Source organism: Deltaproteobacteria bacterium (assembly GCA_018668695.1).
GTDB lineage: Bacteria > Myxococcota > XYA12-FULL-58-9 > XYA12-FULL-58-9 > JABJBS01 > JABJBS01.
Map to the genome: position 1 here is coordinate 48977 of JABJBS010000100.1, position 20669 is coordinate 69645.

Genomic DNA, 20669 nt, shown 5'->3' on the forward strand with positions numbered 1-20669 from the left:
CAGTCTCAGCATCCGATATAGGAGTACCATGCTGAACGGAAAGACCATCGGCCTCTGCGTTACTGGAAGTATCGCCGCCTATAAGGCCATCTATCTCTTGAGACTTCTCACAGAAGCTGGTGCAGATGTGCGCCCCGTTCTTACCCGCGGAGCCACGAGATTTGTGGGCGCCATGAGTTTTTCGGCCCTCAGTGGACACCGCGCCATCGAGGATATGTGGTCGGCCGCCGAAGGTGGAGAAATCGGTCACGTGGAGTTATCACACGATATCGATGCCTTAATTATCGCACCCGCCACCGCCGACACCCTTGCACGACTTGCTCAAGGCCGAGCCAACGATCCGGTCTGTGCAGTAGCACTTTCAACCCAAGCGCCCATCCTCATTTGCCCAGCCATGGAAGACGGCATGTGGAACCATCCCGCCACACAGGCCAATGTGGCCGTCCTTCGAGAGCGCGGGGTACAATTTATGTCGCCCACTCAAGGTGCACTCGCCTCGGGTCGCAGTGGCGGTGGACGTATGGCTGAGCCAGCTCAAATCGCCGAGAAAGCTGCTGCGCTTTTGGGCCCTGGAGATCTCGTTGGCATGAGTGTGCTGGTCACGGCGGGACCAACCCGAGAACATATCGATCCTGCGCGGTTTTTATCGAACCCCTCAACCGGTCGTATGGGTATCGCGATTGCCCAAGCCGCAAGAGACCGTGGGGCTCAGGTCACACTCGTCCTTGGACCGACGGCGCTCGAAGCACCCAGTGGTATGAACGTCATCAAGATAACATCGACTCAAGATATGCTCGACGCCTGCGAGAAAGCATTTGAACAAAGCGATGTTTGGATCATGGCGGCAGCACCCGCGGATTACCGCCCCGCTGAGCAACATGAGCATAAAATTAAAAAAACCAAGAGCGAACTTGGTCAACTGCAGCTTGAAAAAACTCCCGATATCCTTGGCGCCCTTGAGGCCATGCGCAGCGAACAATTCATTGTAGGCTTCGCCGCTGAAACCCGAGATGTCTTGGGTTATGCCCGCGAAAAACTAAACCGCAAAAATCTCGATATGATTGTTGCCAATGATATCAGTGGAAAAAATACTGGTTTTGCAAGCCCCACCAATGCGGTCACTATCTTGGCCCGTGATGGCAGTGAGCAAGCCATCGAACTGGCACCAAAACGAGAAATAGCCGAAGCCATTCTTAACCGCATCCAAACCCTGCGAATGCGAGCCTTGGCACCTCAGCCGTCGGTACACTAGGAGTTGGACAGAGCGTGAAGCGCGACATCATCATATCCCTGTGTATTCTCACAGGACTCCTAACCGGGATTATCTTTGCAATCGATACGCCCAGAGTGCGGCAATCACTGCTTACTCAAATCCAGGAAGAAGTGCAGGCGTCCACAGGGTACCCCATCAGTATTGGTGATTTGCGTATTTCGCTCTTTGCACCGGGCGTCGAAATTAAGGATGTCACTGCTTTTCGACCAAACGAACGTGGACCCTGGGTCACCATCCACCGGGCCAAAATAAGCATTCGGCCTCAATGGAAACCCGGAGCAGGCTTGCTGACGACCAGCTTGGAAGTGGATGGGCTAAAAGGTGACATTCTTGAGTCCGATATCGCGGCTTTTCAAAATAGAAAACCGGCTGGGCAAGAAACCGTGCCCGAAGACTCTGAAAACTCAGCCCCCCCGAGCATCGACGAAATTTGGATCGTCAACACCACTTTTCGATACGCCACAAAAGAGTATTCAATCTCGGCACAGAACTTAGAATTGAGAGCTACACCTAGAGCATGGCAGGGGCATAACGCCTCCATTCATATCCCCTCGCTTCACTACACCGATGCCACTCAAGACATTGGCCTTGAAGCCAAAGGACAAGCGCAAATCACCGGAGCGCTCTTTTCACCCGATTCCATTAATATTGACGCCGTCAAGATATTCCTCCCCGGACTCCACCTTGAGCCCAGCGGTGAACTCGAATTCAGCAACAATATCAATCTTCAAATGAAAATTGGCGGCTCGGCTATCCTTGAAAGATTACGGCAAAAGATTCCATCTCTCCCCGAAATGGAAGGTCTGGTTCGAGTGGATGGCTCCATTCAAGGAGACCTCAACAACCTCAAATTCAACCTCACAGTGGGGGGCAAAAATGTGAGTGTCCTCGACTACTACCTAGGCACACTGGTGGCGCAGGCAAGCTTTGACAACGACAAGCTCACCATCGAGGAACTCAAAATTGACCGGCCCGACCTCGGTGTGATCAAGGCGCAAGGTGATGTGCTCTTGAAACCGAGTCTGCCCATGGACATAACTCTTAATCTCGATGGCGTCGGTATGGGTTCTTTGATTGAGATTCTAGGTCAGCCTTCGGTCTGGGTTGATGGTGAAATCAATGGCACCTTGGGTGTTCAAGGAACGGCCAACCCTTTTGAGGCAAACCTACTAAGTGACCTCAGTGTGGGTAATTTTAAAAGCCTTCAAGGACATTATCAAAACCCAAGATCTGAGGTTTCACTTTTATTGCCTGACGGTAAGGTTCGCGGCAAAGCTTACACCACCGCAGACAAAATAGATTTGCGGGGCTTGGTTATCTCCCAAGGCAGGTCAGCACTCACCACCAACGGCACACTTCATTATGACCCATCCAAAGGAATGGAGCTGCGTGCGGTCAGCCAAACATTTAACCTTGCCGAAATCAGTCCCATTGTCGGTCTACCTTACCGAGGGCGTGGCCCATTAACTGCCACCGTGGAAGGACCTTACGATGACTTGGTGATCTCAGGAACCACCGAGTTTAAGGGGTTTGGAATTGACACCTTCCAACTGGGGCAAACTCAGGCAACGATTATTTTCGCCGATAATGCTTTGCAATTGCCCAGGATCGATATCCAACGTCAGCCAGGCACCATTCAGGGCACAGCTCGAATTGAGTTTAACGATATCCCCACTTTTGATGGCGCATTTGAAGTGAAGCGAGTCTTAGCAGCGCCACTCTTAAATTCAATTCAGGCCATTCCCGAGCATGCCGACCGCTTTGAGGGCTCTCTCGATGGTCACATTACCATTTCCGGAGAGCTCGCCCAGCCCAAGGTTCGCGCACAGATTAAATCAGACACAATGTTTGTTGATGAAGCAAACTTTGGGGAAACGCTCGTCAACATCACCATGATGCCTGAAGACCCATGGCTCACGATTGAAAGCAGGCACCTTCCAGAAGATGGCAACCTTGAAGTTCAAATCGCTCTGAACAACGACAGCCCGACTTTATTCAATTTTGAAGCAGAGCAAATCGAAATGGAGCTGATTACCCCCTTTCTTGGTGACCTTGAATCAACGGGAAGCGTTTCTGGACAAGGGAAATTCAACGGCGAGCTGAACGAACTCAACGGCGAGGCTGCTCTCCAAATTAAAGATTTCTCAGTCTATGGATTCAACCTGGGCCAAACCGATTTACAGTTCCGCGCAGCCAACGGCCAATCCAAGGTCTCCGGTAGTTGCGTAGCGGGCGCGGCCAATGTCTCAGCCAACATCACGCTTGGTGAAAAGATGCCATACACCGCCACGATGCAGCTGAATGAAGTTAATATTTCTCGTATTCATACATTGCCCGAAAGTGTCGACCTTTGGTTAACAGGCTCCTTGTTTTCCCAGGGTGACCTCCTCAACCCAGAAGCGATCATTGCGGACAGTGTTTTTGATGAAGCGCGGCTCGTCTGGAACGATATAGAATTCAACCAAGTCAGACCCGTCAGAATGAATTACGCCAATGAGGTTCTCGAGTTCTCCGATGCCGCGTTCGCGATTCCCGAGCTAACCATTCGCCTAGCAGGCCGTATGCCGCTGGAGGATGAGCTTAGCCTAAGGGTCAACTTAAATGGTGACCTGAGTATGGTCCCACGCCTTTGGAACGAGGTGGAATCTGGTCAGGGTAGCATCAACGCAAGTGTCCTGATGGAAGGAACATTTGAGACTCCCATTTATGCTGGGCATGCCTCCATTAAGTCGGGCTCTCTCAGACTCGCAAGCATCCAGGAAGAAATTGAAGATATCCAAGCGAGGCTCGATATCAGTGGGCGTACCGTCCAAATATCAGAAGGCAACGCGCGTATCGGCAATGGCACCGTCCGCTTGGGCGGAGGCATCATCCTGATTCAAGATGCCCCGAGCCAAACCAACCTGCAAGCCACTTTCTCGTCCGTGCGGTTAAGGCCCAATGAAGATCTTGATCTCACCGCATCGGGAACCCTGAACCTAATGGGCCGAGTTGGCAGCCTCGAGCTGGTTGGTGATGTTGAGCTTTTAAACCTTCATTACACTTCCAATATCGAACTGGACGATATGCTTCGCAAAAAGGCAAAGCCGCTTCCATTACCCGGCTTGAGCCCCGGAGAAGCGTGGAGCCTGCGGGTGAATGTTCGCGGGGAGAATAACCTTCTTTTCACCAATAACTTCGTAGAATCAGAACTCACTGCCAACTTGCGGGTTACCGGAACCACAAAACACATGGGACTCGTGGGTACTGTCACTCCGATCTGGGGGCGAGCAACCTATGCCGGCAACACCTATAAAATAGAGCGGGGCATCATCGACTTTGTTGAAGAGTACAGTATCAGCCCACGGTTCGAGGTTCGCGCATCTACCGAGTCCTCGACCGAAGCTTGTAATATGCAACTCTCCGTCAACATCACTGGCGATGACTCGGGCTACACCGTTCAAGCCGAAGGCCAGGACGACAGCGGCGCCCCAGTAACCTCACAGCAGGCACTGGTTTGTGCTCAATTTGGATTACGACTCGATAATGACAACAACAGCCAAAGCAATAGTAACGGCTCCAACGGTTCTATCATTACTGAAGAAAATGCGACGGGTGTACTCTCCGGCGCGGTCGACGCCATTTGGAAAGTAACAGGTATGGACGAGCGCGTTCGCCGAATTCTGCCGGTTGTCGATCAGTTCACACTCACGAGCGGTTATTCTAAGACCAGTAAAAAAACCGAGCCCAGAATTCTTGTTACCAAGGATTTAGGTAAAAACTGGGAGCTGAAATATAACGGCCCACTCTATGAAAAAGACGAGCAACATATTATTGCGTTGCAATATCGACTAAGTTCCCGCATCACCCTAGAAAGCACTTGGGTAAGCTTCAGTGAAGCCATCCCATCGCTTGGAGATATGGGCCTGGACCTAAGGCTGGATTGGCAGTTTGAATAATGGGACCTCTTATTGCCTGCATCATCACCGTACTGGTGGGAACGGCAACTCCAGATAAGCTCTCACCATACCGTGGGCAGCCCGTGGTCGCGATCAACATCGAAGCACCCGAGTCCGAAAATCCCGAAGAACTAAAGAAACTGATATCCATCGAGCCCGGCTTCCTGCTTGGTACCATCGATCTGCATACCTCCATCAAGCGACTCTACAGCCTCGGCCGGTTCTCCAACGTGATTGTTCATGCAAAGCGTCTTGCCGGTTCTGTTGAACTTACTTTTGAGCTCAAACCCATTCTGCACCTTGGAGATCTTGAGATTGAAGGTTTGTCTTACGAGGACGAGCTACGACTGCGACTCGCACTTGGCTTGTCGAACCACCTCGAAATAGACAGCCGTACGGAAGCCGAAATCGCCAAACAGACCCAAAGCTTTCTTGAGCAAACGGGATTTCAAAACGCCAAAGTCGAACTCACACGGACTCTCGCTGATACCCCCGCAACCATCGATCTCCTGATGGAAATCGACCCAGGCGAGCCCATAGTCTTAAGTGAAGTTCGTATCATTGGCGATCCGAGATTAAGAGAGCAGCACTTGCGTGCCATGCTATCGCTGCGACCTGGCGACCCGCTTGATCAAATCAAACTCACTGAAGACCTACGACAACTCCAAAAAAATTACGTCAAACGTGATTTTCGGACATGCAGAATCAAGAAGCCACAAATCGAAATAACGGAAGATGGCGCTGTTGTTACCGTTGAAATTCAAGCAGGACCCCGTATCTCAGTAGAGTTCACTGGAAACATGCTTTTAGGTGACGATGAGCTTTTGCGTTTATGGCCCGATAATGGAGGACGGCTTCGAATCGGTGACCTTGGAATCTTCAAACGCCGAATCATCGGCAAGTATCGGCGGTTTGGTTTCTTTAATATTAAGGTTGAAGCCGAAGGCTTTCTCGACGAGACGACTGATATCATCCGGTATCTTTTTAGAATTACTGAGGGCGAGCCGGTCGAAATTCAATCACTCAATTTCGAAGGTGCTTCTGCCTTTACCCAAGACGAACTCAAGCAACATATTCGCTCAGTCGTCCAATCAGCTCTTGGAACCGATGGAATCATTCAGCCGCTCTATGCAGAAGACGGTCACATTATTTCTCGCGGCGGAGAACTTAAAACCAAACCTGGGGCACCTCCGAAAATCAAACGCACCCAAATCATCGCACAACACAAACGCTGGATCCCCGAACTCTTTGACCAAGCCTTCAGAGATATTCAAGCTGCCTACCAAGACCGCGGCTACTTAGACGCTCAAATCGGTCCAGCTAAACCTACTATCGTCGACTCTCACGCCACCATTGTTGTTCCCATTGTGGAAGGTGAACAAACTTTTATCGATACGATGTCGTTTAAAAACAACGTGAATATTCCATCGGCTCAACTCTTGGATGTTGTTTACGCAGCCACGAAGATGACGCCCGGTGCACCGCTCTCGTCGAGCGCAGTTGAAAACGCACGCATTGCCTTACTCCGGATGTACCGTGACGAGGGCTATATCTATTGCCGCGTTTTCACCGAAATAAATGAAAGCCCCAAAGCACTTCGCTACGATGTACGTTTTCGTTTCGAAGAAAGTGTTCAAGTCCGCATCGGCGAAGTCCTGGTTCGCGGTAACCGCTATACCCGAGAATCTTTTATTCGTGACCGCATTTCACTCACTCCCGGCGATATCTATAGCCTCGATACCGCCATCCAAGACCAACGACAAATTGCCAATCTAGGCGTCTTTTCGAACGTCCGGCTTCGCTTACTCGACGAAGACAATCCCACCGAACAAAAAGATTTGGTCGCAGAAGTCAAAGAGCAGAACCGTCACCGACTTCAAATAGGTGGAGGCCTCTCCACAGAAGATGGTCCCCGTCTGCGATTTATTTACTCCCACCTCAATCTCTTTGGGGTCGGCGCCTCAATGACAACCTCGCTCAAAGTGAATCGGCAAATCTTTTTCGGGCTTTATGGTGATAAGGGACAAAACCTTAAAACGCTTTACGATAGCTACAATGCAACAGAGCAATTGACGAAGGCCCTAGAGCGCGAGCTTCGGCTCAGCCTGCGTTCACCGCGCTTTACTCAATGGGCCTGGTCACCCATGCTTCGTGTAGATTTCGTTAATGAGCGAGACAACCAGATTGCTTATTTTCTAGAAACGTTCGCAGCCATTTTTGGAGTCGAAGTGAATCCCGCTCCATGGCTCAAAGTTGCGCTTGAGCCGCAGGTAAGTATCACAGATCTAGAATGTATCGGCGAGACGGACTGCAACACCCAGCTCGAGGGCGATAACAATTACCAACAAGGGCTGCGGCAGGGACTGAAAATTGGACCTCTCATTACCGTGGATTTTCGAGACAAGCCCATCAATCCAACCAAAGGCTGGATTGCATTTTTTGATGCACGCTATGCAACCGGTCGCTCACGTACCTCAAGCGCCGACTCCGGTGAAGAGTGGCAAAGCTACGCATTTACAAAAGTCGAAGGCCGCATGTCCGGCTATATCCCGCTCGGCAAACACGTCTTGGCGCTCTCAGGATCGGGCGGCTATATCAAAGTACATGATAGTTATAGCCCCAACGAAAACTCCAATGACGCACCCATCGATGAACGCTTTTTCCTCGGCGGTCGAAATTCACTTCGCGGTTACTTAGAAAACTCGATTTCTCCAGCAGATTGCGATGACTTTTGCCAAGGCGGGCAGTTTTTTGCGTTGGCGAAATCCGAGCTCCGCATCAAGTTATCGCAAAATATCGCACTGGATTTGTTCTTTGAAACCGGTAACCTGTGGTCCCAGTCCATCGATCCCAAGGATATCTTGTTGAGAATCGGAACAGGGGTGGGCCTAAGCTACGCAACTCCCGTGGGTCCCTTGACCTTCAGCGTTGGCTTTAACCCCTACCCTGCCAAGCCCATTTTAGACCAAGCAACCGGCCGCGAGATTTACTCAGAGCGTTTTGTTGAGTGGCACCTTGCGGTTGGGCAATTTTAGCATGGTCAAGGCGCTGTACTGACTGGGCAAGTTCGAGTAACCTGACGCTTGGATTGTAAACGGAGCTTGAAACCCCAAGTTGAAGTAAGTGGCATCTAGGAAATGAACGAATCAAATATCAGCGTTTTGTTTGCAGACATCAAAGGCTACACCACCATCTCAAAAAGTGTGTCGGCCACCAATCTCGAAGGCCTGCTGGATAATTACATTAAAACAATGTCGTCCATTATCGAGCACTTTAACGGGCGCATCGACAAGATTATGGGTGACGGAATCATCGCCCTTTTCGAACCTCAGGACCAAGAGACGGCAGCCCATACCTACAATGCGGCGCTCGCAACCCTCGAAATGCAAAATGCAGTCACCAACCTTCGCGACGACTGGCAACAGATGGGCGCTGGAATCGATCTGATCGTCCGCATTGGTCTGGCCACCGGAGATGTGGTCATTGGAGAGGTTAAAGCCGGAAAACACGAAGAATATACTGCGCTGGGAGATGCCGTAAATCTCGCATCCCGGCTTCAGGAACGAGCAACGCCTGGAACCGTTTTGGCGTGTCAGCAAACCCAAGCGGTTATTGGGGCCAAGTTTCCCTGCCGGGTGAAGCCGAGTCTCGAAATCAAAGGCTACGACGACGTCTACGACGCCTATGAAATTACCGGCGCCCCCAACGAGGGAAACGAACAAACCGTACCAACAGCGGCAGCAAGCGCCTCTGATGATGATCTCAGACGGTCACAGCGCCAACCCTTAAGCATTGATATTACGTTTATCGGTGCAAAGGGGCTGCAAACCCATCCGAGTATCAATATCAGCGAAGGCGGCGTCTTCATTCAGACCCGTGAGCCCGAACCCATTGGAGCCCAGCTACGTATCGCAGCGAAAATTCCAACAGATCGCGGAACATTGCCTATGGTCTTAACCGGCCAGGTGGTTCGCCATGGCAGCCCTGCTGAAAACCCAGGCATGGGCGTAAAGTTTCTCGCCATTCAGGCCGAAACCGAAGACACCATTAATTATTTCGCCAACAGCGTTTACCACCTCTCGGATGCCTCGAGAGCACAAATCGTTGTTCGTGACGGTCCTGCCTACAAACTGGTTCTCGATACACCACAACAGTTCCCCGAAGCGCACGGCCGAGCACTCACGGTTCACATCGAACGCATCAGCTCGGGCGATATTTACTACTTCGAAAAGCGCCTGCTTCACGAGTTTGATAGAACCCGCCGTTATCAACACGAGTTTTCGTGTGTTGCCGTACGTATCGTGAACCTCGACAAGCTCGTTGAACTTGAAACCCTCGAAGAAACCCTGATTGAAATCGCAGACCTCTTAAGCGCCTCGGTTCGAACCACCGATGAAGTGTTTTACTTCAAAGACGGGCTTTTCTTTATTTTGGCTCCCGAAACTATGGCCAACCGAGTTTCAACACTCACACGAAGGATCGTCGAAGCAGTTCACACAATGTTTCTTCGCAATCAGATTTTGGCACAGCTCTCAGTTTCTGCCGGCGCGTTCTCATTCGACGGCCACAACGCAGATCGACCTCAAGACATCCTCAAAAAGGCCTTAAGTCACTGTGATTAATGAGTTTTTAAATAAACCCAAAAAAAGTCCTCTTTTTCACATCTCCACCTTGACGTTTCCAAAGATCGAACCATCTTTTAATTAGGCCCAAAAGCAGTTCTATTTAGTGGTCGAATAGACCCAAATTAGGTACTGATTCAGGGAATAAGAGAAGGTTATCAAATGTTACGTCTTACACAGCTTAGCAATCATGCCATCGCCCTTTTGGGGCAGTTGGCTGAAAACCGTGCTGAATGTCGGTGCAGTGCTCGTGACTTGGCAGATAAATTGAACCTGCCGATGACCACCACAGCGAAGATTCTTAAGAGCCTCACCCGTGAGGGACTCTTAATTTCCCATCGGGGAACGCTGGGTGGTTACGAACTGGCTAAAACACCAACGGAAATCACGATTGCTGAAATTGTGGCTGCCCTAGAAGGCCCGATTCAGACTTGTCGAAAATCGGGTGTCGCCGGCGAATTTGTTCACCAGGCAATCGTCAGAGCCTTAGAGCAAATTTCACTCTATGAGATGGCAGCGCAGTTTTCACAGCAAGAAGTTAGAAACGAAGAGTCCCCAGAAGTTCTTGAGGAGGATAATACAAATGGCTAATTCAACAGCACTTACAATCAGCGAAAACAACATCGACAGCTACATGGCTGAGGTGAGTCGTCACCCCTTGCTGAGCCGAGACGAAGAGATGAGCTTAGCGTATGCGTTCCGCGATGACGGAGATGTATCTGCTGCCCACCGAATGGTCGTCGGAAACCTCCGATTTGTTGTGAAAATCGCTCACGAATACCGCCATTACGGCCTCAAGAAACTCGACTTGATTCAAGAGGGCAATATGGGCCTCATGATGGCTGTGAAAAAGTTTGATCCAGACCGTGGATATCGACTGATTTCTTATGCCGTCTGGTGGATTCGAGCACAAATCCAGAGCTTTATTCAGCGGTCGTGGTCCATGGTCAAAGTGGGCATGACAGGCTCTCGGCGAAAGCTTTTCTTCAAGCTGCGCTCGGAACGCGCACTTCTGGAAAAGAATGCCTTGCCAGGTGAAAAGCCGACCAACGCCGACATCGCCAAGCATCTCGGAGTCTCCGAAGCGGATGTAGATGCCATGGAAGTGGTGATGGCTGGACGAGATTTCTCGCTGGATACAACACTCACCGACGAGAGCGGAACTTCACACCTCGACCTACTGGCCGACGAGAATGCTTCGCAGGAAGAGTATGTTGCTCAACTCGAGGAACACCAAGTCGTACGTGAAAAGCTTGCTGAAGTTGCTGCCGACTCAAACGAGAAAGAGCAGTACATCATTGAGCACCGCCTACTCGACGAAGAACCCATGAGTCTCCAAGAAATTGGAACCCATTTTGGGGTCTCTAGAGAGCGCATCCGTCAGCTTGAAAGCCGCGTGATGGGCAAACTTAAGCTCTCCCTTGAAGGCCTCCGCCCGAGCCCTCAAGCCTAGTGCTTTAAAAGCTTTTCAAGCTTCATCCCCAAGAGTTGCTTGACGCGCCGAAAGCTCCTCCTTTATAAGCAGTCAAGCGAATGCAAACCGAAGCTCTCATCTCAGCTCGGCTTGCGAAGACTCACTATCGCAAGCCGCTTCACATGCTGGCACAACTGCCCCCACTCACTTTCAAAATCCCTAGAAATTTCAACAAGATAACTTGTTCGATCACCTATTTTTCAGAAAGACACTGTGATGACTATCCCTACCCGGATTGTTGGGGGTATAGCCGCGCGGTACGTCGCACAAGTAATAGTCAATTTAGGGAAACAGCTCCCACTGCGAGGATGTCATGACAACACGCAAGCCTAAGTTCATTTTTATTACCGGAGGCGTTGTCTCTGCACTTGGCAAAGGGCTCTCCGCTGCCTCCATCGGTGCGCTACTCGAAAATCGGGGAATGAAAGTTTCCATGATGAAGCTCGACCCCTACATCAACGTTGATCCTGGAACGATGAGCCCTTACCAACACGGTGAAGTCTATGTTCTTGATGATGGTGCTGAGACAGACCTCGACTTGGGCCACTACGAACGCTTCACTTCTGCCAAGCTTTCACAGCACTCCAACTACACGGCAGGCCGAATTTACCAACACGTTATTCAAAAAGAGCGACGCGGTGATTACCTGGGCGCCACCGTTCAAGTCATCCCCCACATCACCAATGAAATTAAAGGTGTGGTTTTAGAGAATGCGAAAGATTGCGATGTTTGCCTGGTAGAAATCGGCGGAACCGTTGGTGATATCGAATCACTTCCCTTCTTAGAAGCCATTCGCCAAATTCCTTACGATGTGGGCAAAGGCAATTGCATCTACATTCACCTCACGCTCGTGCCCTACATTAAGACGGCTGGGGAAGTAAAAACCAAACCCACCCAGCACAGTGTTAAAGAGCTGCGCAACATCGGTATTTCACCCGACATTCTATTGTGCCGCTGCGAAGCACCGCTGACCAAAGCTGTGAAATCTAAAATCTCACTTTTCGGCAGCGTGGGGCTCGACAGCGTTTTCAGTGCAGTCGACGTACCTACAATTTACCAGCTGCCAATTGCACTTCACCAGCAGGGCCTTGATGACAAAATTGCCGAGCTGCTCAATATTTGGAGCCGCGCACCAAGCCTAGACCGCTGGCAGCGGGTGGTTGAAGGTGCTCTCAATCCCAAGAGCCAAACCACCATTGCCATAGTTGGCAAGTACGTTGAGCTGGTCGACTCGTATAAGAGCCTCCATGAATCACTGATCCACGGCGGCCTTTCACACAACACAAAAGTTGAGCTCGACTACATCGACAGTGAAGCACTCGGTAACGGGGATGAAGATGCCCTCAAACGTCTTCGCTCAGCACAAGGCGTTCTGATTCCCGGTGGATTCGGTGAGCGTGGTGTTGAAGGCAAAATCAAAGCTGTTGAGATTGCACGTAAAGAGAAGATTCCATTCTTTGGAATTTGCCTCGGCCTACAAATCGCAGTGATTGAATACGCGCGTAATGTTGCCGGTATTGCCAACGCGACCAGCCAGGAGTTTGACGAGAAGGCATCAGACCAAGTCGTTGCCATCATGGAAGACCAAGTAAGTGTTCGTGAAAAAGGCGGTACGATGCGTTTGGGTGCATACCCGTGCAAGCTTGCCGAAGGCACTTTGAGCCAGAGACTCTACGGCCGTGAGCAAATCAGCGAGCGTCACCGTCACCGTTTTGAAGTCAACAATAAGTACCGGGCACAGCTGGTTGAAAACGGACTTGTCATTGCTGGAACCTCTCCCGATGACCACCTCGTGGAAATGGTTGAACTCAAAGACCACCCATTTTTCGTGGCGTGTCAGTTCCACCCTGAATTCAAGAGTAAGCCTTTTGAGCCTCACCCTATTTTTGAAGGCTTTGTCGGCGCTGCTGTGGAAATCTCTGCAACCCAAGACAACGGTTAACGCCAGATGATTAACAAACCAGCTCCAAGCGTCGGTGTTTTAAACACCATCGAGGCCATCGTCTTTGACTGCGATGGTGTACTAACCGACCGCGGTCTCTTCTACGATGAAAACGGTGGTCGTATTCTTCGCTTTGATGCACGAGACGGTTTTGGCATAGCACTATGGTGCCGCTCCGGTCTCAAGGGCTCGATTATGTCGGGACGCCCCATCGACATTGCTTCGAAGCGTTTTACTGAACTCGGTATGACTGAACTCTCTGGACGCTGTCATGACAAGCGCGCCGGTCTAACCAAGCTCTGCGAAACCTGGAGTATAGAGCCAGCCAAGGTCGCTTTTGTTGGAGACGATCTACCTGATTTGGCCGCCTACTCAGTGGCTGGCCTTAAAATCGCGGTCAAAGACGCTGCCATTGAAGTTCAGCAGGCCGCCGACTGGATTCTCCACGCGCCCGGTGGGCAAGGAGCTGCCCGAGAGGTTTGCGAAACACTTCTCAAGGCCCGGGGCACTTGGCAAACGTGGCTTAAGAAGCACAGCTGAAGCAAATCTGAATGGACCAAGACGACCCCCTGAATGCACCGCTCCCCGAGCGTTGGTCTACCAAACAAAGAGTTAAGAACACCTTGATTCTAAAGGTCGTTAAAAAATCCTTCCAAGTTCTAAGCAGTATTCATCTTGAGAAGTTGATGGTCATCGTCCCCGGTCTGGCCCGCATTGGTTACTGGGCTGCATCTCGCGACCGCGACCGCGCGATTGTTCAGCTACAACAAGGGTTGAATATCTCCTACGCCGAGGCCCGGCTTCTCACAAAAAAGATGTTTCAACACCTTGGCAAAGTGGCCATGGAATGGATTCACAAGGAAACTCTCCTAAGTGAGCACCCCGATCTGCAGCTCAGTGACAAGCACCGGAAGCTTTTCGAAGAAGCCCTTGAGGAAAACAATGGCCTCATCGCGGTCACAGGACATATCGGCAACTGGGAACTTCTGGCACAAATGGTTGCCAGAGCAAACTTTCCAGTGGTCAGTGTTGCAAGGCCCACCTATGACCCACGTCTCACCCGGTGGGTTGATGGCATGCGCTCCAGTCAAGGTATGAAAGTTCTCTGGCGCGGCAGCAGCAGCAGTCCCCGAGAGATTTTACGGGTGTTTCGAGACAATCAAATACTGGGCCTACTCATCGACCAAGATACCAAAGTGCAGTCCACATTTGTTCCATTCTTCGGAAAACCAGCAGCCACTCCAACTGCCGCCGCCAGCCTTGCACTGCGGAAAAAGACGCCGATCCTCATCGGCTGGCTTCACCGAACGCGGCACGGGTTCAAACCTCACTTTGAGCGCTACCACTACGAAACCACCGACGATACACCTGCAGATGTCCACCAAATCACCGCCGACATCACCGCGCGGCTTGAATTCGCCATCCGCGAGTACCCTGAACAATGGGTCTGGTTGCACAAACGTTGGAAAACCCGCGAAAAACCATTAAATGAATAATAAAGCAGTTCGTCTTAAGTCTGAATAGGAAAACCATGATTGGCTCACTTGTACTTCTCATCACCATCGCGTCAAGCCAACCGACGCCCATATCGTTTCGATGTGACAGCATGGAAGTGACCCAAAACCCGGCTCGCAGTAAATGCCAGGGCAATGCCATCGCTAAGCAGCAAGATATTCTTATTTGCTGTAAAGCTTTCGTCACCAAAGCAGACCAAGACTGGCAGTGGAAAAGTCTGCATTGCGTAGGGGATGTGCGCGCCCAACGAGGGACCGAGCTGGCCTGGGCCCATGAAGCCACTTTTCAAGTCGAAGATGGCCGTCTTACACTGGAAGGTAAACCAGTTCTTCAACGCGGTAAAAGCTTGATGCAAGGCACTCAAATCATCATCGAAAAAGAACTCAATAAGGCACGGATCATCAAACCCCGTGGCATCATGCACCATTCTGCGCAGCCTCAAACAAAGTCCTCAGCCGAAGCTACCGGTGTCCTTCCAAATGTTTGCCCATTGCCCCCACGCCCCGAGAAAACATCCAAGTGACCCAGCGACTTCAAGCCCAAGGTTTATCTAAAAGCTACAAAGGCCGGGAAGTAGTGAAAGGCATCTCTTTTGATGTATGCCCCGGTGAAATCGTAGGCTTACTGGGTCCCAACGGTGCGGGCAAAACCACCTCGTTCAATATGATTGCTGGTTTGGTTCGCGCAGACGCTGGTGAAGTTCACTTGGGTGAATCGAGCCTTAGCGGGCTGCCTCTTTTCAAGCGAGCGCGGCTTGGCCTCGGGTATCTCCCCCAAGAGTCCACCATCTTTCGAGGACTCACTGTTCAGCAAAATTTCGAAGCCGTTTATGAAGCTTTGGGCTACAGCCGCCAAGACACCAAGCAGAAGTCAAAAGAGATGGTCAAACGCTTTAACTTAGAGCACGTGAGAGAAAACTTAGGAAGTCAGCTCTCTGGCGGGGAACGTCGGCGCGTTGAAATGGCGAGAACGCTGATCCCCAAACCCTCAGTCGTACTTCTCGATGAGCCTTTTGCAGGAGTCGACCCCATTGCCGTTGGTGATATTCGAGGATTTATTTCTGAGATGAGGGCCGCCGATATTGGCATCCTCATCACTGACCATAACGTTAGAGAAACACTGGGTATTTGTACCCGATCCTACATTATTGCCGAAGGTAAGATCCTGATTTCCGGACCTCCTGAAAAAATAATTGCCAACGACGTGGCGCGTCGTACCTACCTCGGTGAAAACTTTACACTTTAAGTTGCAACCAATCGCGCCTACCGTTTGGTTCCTTCAAACGATTGGGATAATATCTAACCAGCATGGCCATTCAGCTTAAACTACAACAGAAAATGTCCCAGCAACTGGTGATGACACCCCAGCTGCAACAGGCCATTAAACTGCTCCAACTCGGACACCTCGAAATCGCCGAAGAGCTTCGTAAAGAACTCGAGGAAAATCCTATCTTAGAAGAACGCCAAGATGGGATGGACGATGGAATGAGCGGTATCGACAATCTCGATACCAGTGTTCGTTCCGACAGCACTGAGGCAGAAACTCAAAAAGTAGCAGAAGCACCCGAGCCCAAAGACAATGCTCAAACTGAACTTCTGACCGATATGGGTAAAACCCTCGAAGATAATCAATCGAGCCCCGAACCAACGGCCAAAGAAGTCGAAAAAGACGTCGACTGGGACAACTACGCAGATAGCTACGAGTACGCCCTGCCCTCGACGGCAAGCCACGGCAGCGCAGATGATTTGCCTTCCATCGAGGCCACTGTAAGCGCACCAACCGGACTTGTTGACCATATGCGCTTTCAAATACAGATGGCGGATTTTTCCGAAATTGAGACTACCATCGCTGTATTGCTCGTCGAAGAGCTTAATGAAGACGGTTACCTGCAAACAGATTCCGTTGATGCCGTTTTAGAAGAGCTCGAAGAATACGGGGTCACCCGCGACCAAATCGAACGCGTTGTTGTAGACCTGCAAGCTTTTGAACCCACTGGCGTATGCAGCTTTACCATTCGGGAGTGCCTCCTTCGGCAAATTCAAAGCCAAACGAACCCAGATCCGATCGCCGTTGAAATCATCGACAAGTTTTTACCTGAAGTTGAAAAACGCCAATTCGACAAAATCGCTAAGAAGCTTAAAGTCCCACTCGAAGAAATCGGTGAATCATTCAAGCTCATCGGTCAGCTAGAGCCGAGACCTGGTAATGCCTACAGCAGTCGCCAAGCTCAGTATGTTGCACCCGATATCTATGTGAAAAAAATCAATGACGAATGGGTCATCTCACATAACGAAGAGGGGATTCCCAAACTGCGAATCTCTGGCTTTTACAAAACCGCGATGGGTAAAAGTGGTGGGCAAGACAAAGCGTATCTCCAAGATAAAATGCGAAGTGCTGCATGGCTGATCCGAAGCATTCATATGCGTCGCCGAACACTTCACAAAGTCATGGATAGTATCCTGAAGTTTCAAGCGGACTTCTTTGAGATTGGACCAACGCATCTCAAGCCACTGATCCTTAAAGATGTGGCTGAAGATGTTGAAATGCACGAATCGACCATCTCACGGGTTACGACGAATAAGTATGTTCACACCCCGCGAGGCACGTTTGAGTTGAAATACTTTTTCAATTCATCCATCAATCGAAGCGGCGGCGACACCATCGCTTCAGAATCTGTACGTAACCGCATCGGCGAGCTCATCAGTAATGAAAACCCGAAGAAACCGCTCAGCGATCAGGCGCTCGTGAAGATGCTTCAAGAATTTGATATCAAAATCGCTCGACGAACCGTCGCTAAATATAGAGAAATGCTCAAGATCCCGCCTTCGTCTAAACGAAAAAAGGTCTTCTAGAACGAGCTTCTAAAAGCATTATTTAAATTGAAGAACTCGGAAGAATAATTTGAGGATCCGCCATGAAACTTTCGGACTTTCTCTCTCCAGACCACGTCATTGCAAACCTTGCATCGACCAACAAACAAGATGCCCTTCGGGAGATCACCGGATTTCTATCAACTGTTGAAAAAGACGACGCTCTAACTCCCAAGCACTTGTTCAATGCCATTACGGACCGAGAAGAGCTGGGCTCAACTGGAATCGGTGACGGCGTAGCCATACCGCATGCAAAAATCCATGGTCTAAAAAGTCTTTGCGCTTGTTTTGCCAGATCTGAAGCCGGCGTTAATTTTAAATCCATTGACCGAGAACCTGTACGCTTAATCTTTATGCTTCTCGTTCCCGAAAACTCGGCAGGTCTTCACCTCAAGGCCTTGGCTCGTATTTCAAGAGTTCTTAAAGAACGCGACTTCAGGGAACACCTTCTACAAGCAAAAACTCAGCAAGCCATTTATGAAGCCTTTATCGAACAAGATAACCAGGCGTAAACGAGGGAACCGATGATTGCGGTCAATACCATTCATGAAGACCAAAGTTTTAATTTGGAGGTGAGCCTGATTGCTGGTCGCAATGGGTTGGACCGAATTATTGAGCACCCCCGAGTGCAGAAGCCAGGAATCGCGCTGGCCGGCTATGTCGACTCCATTCGCCCTAACCGAGTTCAAGTTCTCGGTAAAACCGAAATCAATTATCTGGAGAGCCTCAAAACAGACGAGCGCACGAAGTCACTGGACGGGCTATTTTCTCGAAATGTCGGCTGTATCACCGTGACCACCGCACTTCAGCTTCCCGATGAGCTCATTACCGCCGCTGAGAAGTACAACGTTCCTCTTTTTCTCACCCGTTTGGTCTCCAGCGTCTTTATCAACCGCATCAACTCCTTTCTCGATGAACACCTAAGTCCTGAAGTCACCGTGCATGGTGTTCTCGTGGACGTGTTTGGGGTTGGGATTCTCATCACTGGCCCCAGCGGCATTGGTAAGAGCGAATGCGCACTGGATTTAATCTTACGAGGCCACCGGCTTGTTGCCGACGACATGGTCATTGCAAGGCAGCAAGGCTACAACCTCATTGCCATGGGTTCACCGCTAACAAGACTCCACATGGAAGTTCGCGGTCTTGGAATCATTAACGTCAAAGACCTCTTTGGAGCAGCATCAGTTTGTCAGAAGAAGAATGTTGAGCTCATCGTCAATATGGTCGATTGGCAACCCAACGCCACTTACGACCGCACCGGGCTCGAGGAAGAAACGCAAAAAATTCTTCAAACTCATGTACCGAAAGTCACGATTCCTATTCGTCCTGGACGAAACGTAGCTTCTATCATTGAAGTTGCTGCTCGTAACCACCTACTTAAGGCCCAAGGGCATAACTCTGCCCACGAATTCAAGGCGCTTCTTGAAGAACGACTTCAAGCGGCCTCCATAACATTATCTGAGGATGACTTGGGATGAGCTTATCGCTGATGATTCTTACAGGGCAGTCCGGCTCAGGAAAGTCGACCGCCAAACGCGCCCTCGAAGACAACGGCTACTTTTGTGTCGACAACCTGCCCTCGGCCCTGGTCCGCCCACTCCTAAAGCAATTGGTTGAGAGCGGCGAGGTTCAAAAGATTGCGCTGGTTATGGACGCCAGAGACTCAAGCTTTATCGAATCGTTTCCGAAACTCATCGAAGAGCTCAAGACCACACAGCACAATGTCCATGTGGTTTACTTCGAAGCCACCGAGGAAGTGTTGATCCGTAGGTTTTCCGAAACCCGGCGCCCACACCCGATGGACGAAGGTAAAGGTTTACGTGCATCGATTCGCACCGAGCGAAAGCTCTTGGCTCCGCTTCGTGAACTTGCCAACGAGACCATCGAATCCTCGAGCCTAACCCCTCACGAGCTTCGAAAGATTGCGGCCAACCAACTTGCAGGGCAGGCATCCAAGGACTACCTCAAAGTTGAATGCCTAAGCTTTGGCTTTAAATATGGGGTACCGCTCACGGCCAACCTTGTATTCGATGTTCGCTTTCTCAAAAATCCATACTTCGTTCCCGAAATGCGGGAGCGCACTGGATTAAACCAAGATGTAAAAGAATACGTATTGGGCACCGAAGACTGCCAGAGTCTTTTAGAGCACATTATGGGCGCTCTCCGCTTCCTGGTTCCTCGCTATCAAAATGAGGGAAAACGGTATCTAACCGTTGCCATTGGTTGCACTGGAGGCCAACATCGTTCCGTGGCCATCTCGGAAGAAATAAGTCGCAGACTTCAACTCGAAAAAATACCGTCGACGGTTAGACACCGCGACACGAAGGAGCCCACCTCATGATCGGCATTGTCGTCGCTGCCCATGGCCAACTTGCTGAAGCTCTGGTCACAACCGCTAGATTGGTTGTTCCCAACGCTGAAGCTGTCTTCAGTGTGAGTGTAGAAACAGGGGACAGCTCTGAGAACTTTGAGCGCAAACTAGATGACGCCATGGCTAAACTCAGTGATACTTCCGGAGTCCTCGTTCTCACCGATATGTTTGGTGGGACACCAAGCCAGGTAAGTATGACCAAGCACCATACCGGGCGCGTAGAAGTTATTACTGGAGCCAGCCTACCGATGCTTATCAAGGCCCTCCAAGTTTGTGCGCAAGAAATTAGCCTCTTAGATGCGGCTAAACAGATCAAGCAAAGCGGAACACGGGCGATTGTTATTGCCAGTGAAGTGCTTGGCGTAACAAAATCATCGAATCAAGGAGAGAGCCAATGAGTGCCAGTAACAGCGTAACCATTCAACACAATCTTGGCTTGCATCTACGTGCCGCAGGCGCCCTCGTACAGCTTGCTTCCCGTTATCAAAGCAAGTTGTTTATTAAATACGGCAGTCTCACCGCCAACGGTAAAAGTATTATGAGCGTTCTATCTCTTGCAGCTCCTTGCGGTGCGACGCTCGAGATTTCCGCAGAAGGCAACGATGCCGATGAAGCTCTTCAATCTGTCATTGAGCTGATTCGTCAAAATTTCGGAATCGAGTAA

At 50.4% G+C, this 20669-nt stretch carries 17 protein-coding genes; all 17 read left to right on the plus strand.

Annotated features, from left to right (window positions below):
• The first annotated feature begins 28 nt into the window (after positions 1-28).
• Positions 29-1252, plus strand: a complete 1224-nt coding sequence (gene coaBC, locus HOK28_05705) for a bifunctional phosphopantothenoylcysteine decarboxylase/phosphopantothenate--cysteine ligase CoaBC (protein MBT6432566.1) — start codon at positions 29-31, stop codon at positions 1250-1252.
• A 14-nt stretch (positions 1253-1266) separates the two neighbouring features.
• Positions 1267-5211 (plus strand): hypothetical protein, encoded by a 3945-nt coding sequence (locus HOK28_05710; GenBank protein ID MBT6432567.1) that lies wholly within the window; start codon positions 1267-1269, stop codon positions 5209-5211.
• Positions 5211-8246 (plus strand): BamA/TamA family outer membrane protein, encoded by a 3036-nt coding sequence (locus HOK28_05715; GenBank protein ID MBT6432568.1) that lies wholly within the window; start codon positions 5211-5213, stop codon positions 8244-8246. Before HOK28_05710 ends, HOK28_05715 begins: the two co-directional genes overlap by 1 nt.
• Before the next feature lie 102 nt (positions 8247-8348).
• The gene (locus HOK28_05720) at positions 8349-9833 is read left to right on the plus strand and encodes a diguanylate cyclase (protein ID MBT6432569.1); all 1485 of its coding nucleotides are present in this window, start codon (positions 8349-8351) and stop codon (positions 9831-9833) included.
• A gap of 162 nt (positions 9834-9995) precedes the next feature.
• Positions 9996-10424, plus strand: a complete 429-nt coding sequence (locus HOK28_05725; GenBank protein MBT6432570.1) for a helix-turn-helix domain-containing protein — start codon at positions 9996-9998, stop codon at positions 10422-10424.
• Entirely contained in the window at positions 10417-11286 is an 870-nt protein-coding gene (locus HOK28_05730) for an RNA polymerase factor sigma-32 (GenBank protein ID MBT6432571.1), read from the plus strand. Before HOK28_05725 ends, HOK28_05730 begins: the two co-directional genes overlap by 8 nt.
• 334 nt (positions 11287-11620) lie before the next feature.
• Positions 11621-13249 (plus strand): CTP synthase, encoded by a 1629-nt coding sequence (locus tag HOK28_05735; protein MBT6432572.1) that lies wholly within the window; start codon positions 11621-11623, stop codon positions 13247-13249.
• Positions 13250-13255: 6 nt separating this feature from the next.
• A complete protein-coding gene (locus HOK28_05740) occupies positions 13256-13789 on the plus strand; it encodes an HAD hydrolase family protein (protein ID MBT6432573.1) in 534 nt (177 codons plus the stop codon).
• Between the two features lie 11 nt (positions 13790-13800).
• Positions 13801-14745 (plus strand): lysophospholipid acyltransferase family protein, encoded by a 945-nt coding sequence (locus HOK28_05745; GenBank protein ID MBT6432574.1) that lies wholly within the window; start codon positions 13801-13803, stop codon positions 14743-14745.
• Between the two features lie 35 nt (positions 14746-14780).
• The gene (locus HOK28_05750) at positions 14781-15287 is read left to right on the plus strand and encodes a hypothetical protein (protein MBT6432575.1); all 507 of its coding nucleotides are present in this window, start codon (positions 14781-14783) and stop codon (positions 15285-15287) included.
• Positions 15284-16009 (plus strand): LPS export ABC transporter ATP-binding protein, encoded by a 726-nt coding sequence (gene lptB, locus HOK28_05755; protein MBT6432576.1) that lies wholly within the window; start codon positions 15284-15286, stop codon positions 16007-16009. Before HOK28_05750 ends, lptB begins: the two co-directional genes overlap by 4 nt.
• A 62-nt stretch (positions 16010-16071) precedes the next feature.
• The gene (gene rpoN, locus HOK28_05760; GenBank protein ID MBT6432577.1) at positions 16072-17616 is read left to right on the plus strand and encodes an RNA polymerase factor sigma-54; all 1545 of its coding nucleotides are present in this window, start codon (positions 16072-16074) and stop codon (positions 17614-17616) included.
• Between the two features lie 62 nt (positions 17617-17678).
• Positions 17679-18146 (plus strand): PTS sugar transporter subunit IIA, encoded by a 468-nt coding sequence (locus HOK28_05765; protein MBT6432578.1) that lies wholly within the window; start codon positions 17679-17681, stop codon positions 18144-18146.
• Positions 18147-18158: 12 nt separating this feature from the next.
• The gene (gene hprK, locus HOK28_05770) at positions 18159-19112 is read left to right on the plus strand and encodes an HPr(Ser) kinase/phosphatase (protein MBT6432579.1); all 954 of its coding nucleotides are present in this window, start codon (positions 18159-18161) and stop codon (positions 19110-19112) included.
• A complete protein-coding gene (rapZ, locus tag HOK28_05775; protein MBT6432580.1) occupies positions 19109-19975 on the plus strand; it encodes an RNase adapter RapZ in 867 nt (288 codons plus the stop codon). Before hprK ends, rapZ begins: the two co-directional genes overlap by 4 nt.
• The gene (locus HOK28_05780) at positions 19972-20403 is read left to right on the plus strand and encodes a PTS sugar transporter subunit IIA (GenBank protein MBT6432581.1); all 432 of its coding nucleotides are present in this window, start codon (positions 19972-19974) and stop codon (positions 20401-20403) included. Before rapZ ends, HOK28_05780 begins: the two co-directional genes overlap by 4 nt.
• Complete coding sequence (locus tag HOK28_05785; GenBank protein MBT6432582.1) at positions 20400-20669, plus strand: HPr family phosphocarrier protein; 270 nt, start codon at positions 20400-20402, stop codon at positions 20667-20669. The genes HOK28_05780 and HOK28_05785 overlap by 4 nt, the downstream gene beginning before the upstream one ends.